Annotated in this window: 1 protein-coding gene; it reads right to left on the bottom strand. The window is 74.1% G+C overall.

Annotated features, from left to right (window positions below; genetic code table 11):
* Positions 1-3,209: type VII secretion protein EccCb (gene eccCb, locus ACFU99_RS38540; RefSeq protein WP_384401840.1), on the bottom strand; the 3,209-nt coding region annotated here is incomplete at both ends.

The raw sequence follows: 3,209 nt of genomic DNA, 5'->3' as shown, positions 1-3,209 counted from the left end.
GGGACTGGCGGCGGATCAGGGCGCCGCGGCCCGGGGCCCGGGGCTCAGCCCGCTCGCCGCCGATCAGCGCGCCTTCCTTCGGGTCGCCGGAGAGGATCAGACCGGCCGCGCCCATCTCGCGGGCACGGCTGAGGAGCTGCTCGGTCAGGGCGGTGCGGCCGAAACCGGCGACGCGGCGTGCCGCGACCACATGGAAGCCCAGTTCCCGGGCCTGCGGGAGGTAGTCGACGAGCGGCGCCAACGGGGACTGCCGGCCATTGCCCACCAGGTCGTAGTCGTCCACCACGATGTACAGCTCGGGCCCCTCCCACCAACTGCGCTCCCGCAGCTGCCGGGCCGTCACATCGGGCGGCGGCAGCCGCTCGGCGAGCTTCTGGGCGACCTGCTCGGCGTAGACGGCCGCCGCGTTGGAGTCCCCGGCGTAAGCACCCAGGTGCTCGTCAGGGACCGCGCCGAGCAGGGCCCGCCGGTAGTCGACCACGATGAAGCGGGCCTCCCACGCCGAGTACCGACGCGTCATCCCGGACAGCCAGGTGCGCAGGAACTCGGACTTGCCGGAACCGGAGTCGCCGTAGACGAGGAAGTGCGGCTCGGCGTCGCCGAGTTCCAGATGCACCGGGCGCAGATCGTCCTCCGCGAGGCCGATCGGCACCCCCGCGGCGGCGGTGTCGGACGACGCGGTCAGCTCGGCGAGGGTCACCCGCTCCGGGAGCATCCGGATGGGCGGGGCCGCCGAATCCGCCGGCCAGGACGCGGTGATCTTGGCGAGCGCGTCCTCCTGCGCCTCGGCCAGGCCCTCCGTGGTGTCCATGCCGTCCAGCCGGGGCAGCGCCACCTGGAACTGGAGGCCGCCCGGGACCAGGCCCCGGCCGGGCGCGGTGGCGGGGGCGAAACGCCGCGCGGCACGGCGGTCGATCTCCGACTCGGCCGGGTCGTTGAGCCGCAGCTCCAGCCGGGCCGCGAAGCTGTCCCGCAGCGACATCCGCAGATCCGCCCAGCGGTTGGCGGTCAGCAGCAGGTGCACTCCGACGCCCAGGCCCCGCGCCGCGATGTCCAGCACGACGGCGTCGATGTCCAGGTCCTGGAGTTCGCCGCGGAGCCCGCCCCAGTTGTCCAGGACGAGGAAGACGTCGGCGGCGCGTACGCCCTCGGGGAGGTCGCCCGCCGAGCGGCGCCGGCGGAACTCGCCCGCCGAGTCGATGCCGAGGTCCCGGAAGAGCTTCTCCCGCTCGGTGATCAGCTGAGCCACCTCGGCCAGCGCCCGCCGGGCCCGCTGCCTGTCGTGCCGCCCGACGACACCGCTCACGTGCGGGCTCCGCTCGTACGGCAGGAGCGAGCCGCCGCCGAAGTCGAGGCACAGGAACTGCGCCTCGGCCGGGGAGTGGGTGACCATCGCGCCGAGCATCAGCGAGCGCAGGAACATGCTCTTGCCCGACTGCGGGGCGCCGATGAGCACCAGGTGCCCGTACTCGTGCGCGAAGTCCGGTACCACCGGTTGCTGTTGCTGCGACACGGGGATGTCCGCCACGCCGACGGGGAACTTCAGCGTGCCGCTCTCCGGCCACCACTGCGCGCGCAGTCCCTCTCCCGGCTCGCCCGCGAGCGGGCCGGTGAGCGAGTCCAGGGGCAGCGCGCGCGGCAGCGGCGGCAGCCACACCTGGTGCACCGCCTGGCCGGACCGCAGCAGCCGGTCGACGAGGACCTGCATCTCGGTCGGGCCGGTGAGCATCGGCCGGGTGCGCTGTTCGGCCTCCGGCTCGGCCGGGGCGTCCGGGTCCGGCGCGCTGCGCAGCCCGAAGGGGACCGGGGCGGTAGGCGCAGGCCCCTCGACGGCCAGCCGTTCCTCGGCGCTCTGGTGCGGTCCGGACACGTGCGCCACCCGGAAGCGCTCGAACACGGAATCGGCGACCTTGAGGAAGGCCGAGCCGGGGATGGGCGGCAGCCGGTAGGCGTCCGGCGTCCCGATCACCGAGCGGGACTCGGCGGCGGAGAAGGTGCGCAGACAGATCCGGTACGAGAGGTTGGACTCCAGCCCGCGCAGCTTGCCCTCCTCCAGGCGCTGGGTGGCCAGCAGCAGATGGATGCCGAGGCTGCGGCCGACGCGGCCGATCTGCACGAAGAGGTCGATGAAATCCGGCCGGCTGGAGAGCAGCTCGCCGAACTCGTCGACGATGACCAGCAGATAGGGCAGCGGCTCCAGCGGCTCGCCGTCCGGCCCGGTCTGCCCGGCGGCGCGGCGCAGCTGGTACTCGCGTACGTTGTCGAGGTTGCCCGCGTCCCGCAGCAGCTTCTGGCGCCGTTGCTGCTCGCCCTGGAGCGCGTCGCGTACCCGGTCCACCAGCGCCAGATCATCCACCAGGTTGGTGATCAGACCGGCCACGTGCGGCAGTTCGGTGACGCCGGCGAAGGTGGCGCCGCCCTTGAAGTCCACCAGCACGAAGCTGAGCAGATCGGGGGAGTGGACCGCGGTGAGGCCGCCGACCAGGGTACGCAGCAGTTCGCTCTTCCCGGAGCCGGTGGCGCCGACCACCAGGCCGTGCGGGCCCATGCCGCCCTGCGCCGCCTCCTTGAGGTCGAGGGCCAGCGGATGGCCCTCGGAGTCGAAGCCGACGGGGAAGCGCAGCACGTCCTCGGAGTCCGGCTCGACCCACCGGTCCTCCGGCTCGAAGGACGCGAGATCGGGGACGCCCAGCAGGTTCGGCAGGGACATGGTCTGGGCGAGGATCTCCTCGCCCTCCGCGGAGAGTCGCAGCGGGGCCAGCGCGCGGGCGGTCGCCGCGCAGAGCCGCGGGCTCGGGTCGTCGGCGACCGCGGCCTCGACATGGACGTCGGAGCGGCTGTCGGAGCGGCGGCTCTCGACGGTCAGCCCGCCCTCGGCGGTGACGCGGACCCGGACGTCCGCACGGGTCGGCTCGTCCGCCTCGCGGTCCACCACGCACACCACGGTGACCCCGCTGCCCGGCCCCGCCTCCTCCAGCAGCCGGGCGGCCACGGCGGAACGGGCCCAGGCGCTGCGCGGGTCGTAGCCGTCGAGCACGACCAGCAGCCGCTGCCGGCTCTCCTTCGACTCCCGGCCGGCGGAGAAGGTGCGCCGGGCGACGGCCGCCTGCTCGCGGGCGGAGCTCAGCCACGCATCGAGGTGGTCGGCGACGCCTTCGAAGTCCTCGGCGACCAGCGGCACCACCCCGGCCTCGCCGGAGGCCTCGGGC

It is taken from the genome of Streptomyces sp. NPDC057654, from assembly GCF_042800135.1.
Lineage (GTDB): Bacteria > Actinomycetota > Actinomycetes > Streptomycetales > Streptomycetaceae > Streptomyces.
Note: the sequence above shows the minus strand (reverse complement) of the source record. Positions and strands in the feature narration are given on the sequence as shown.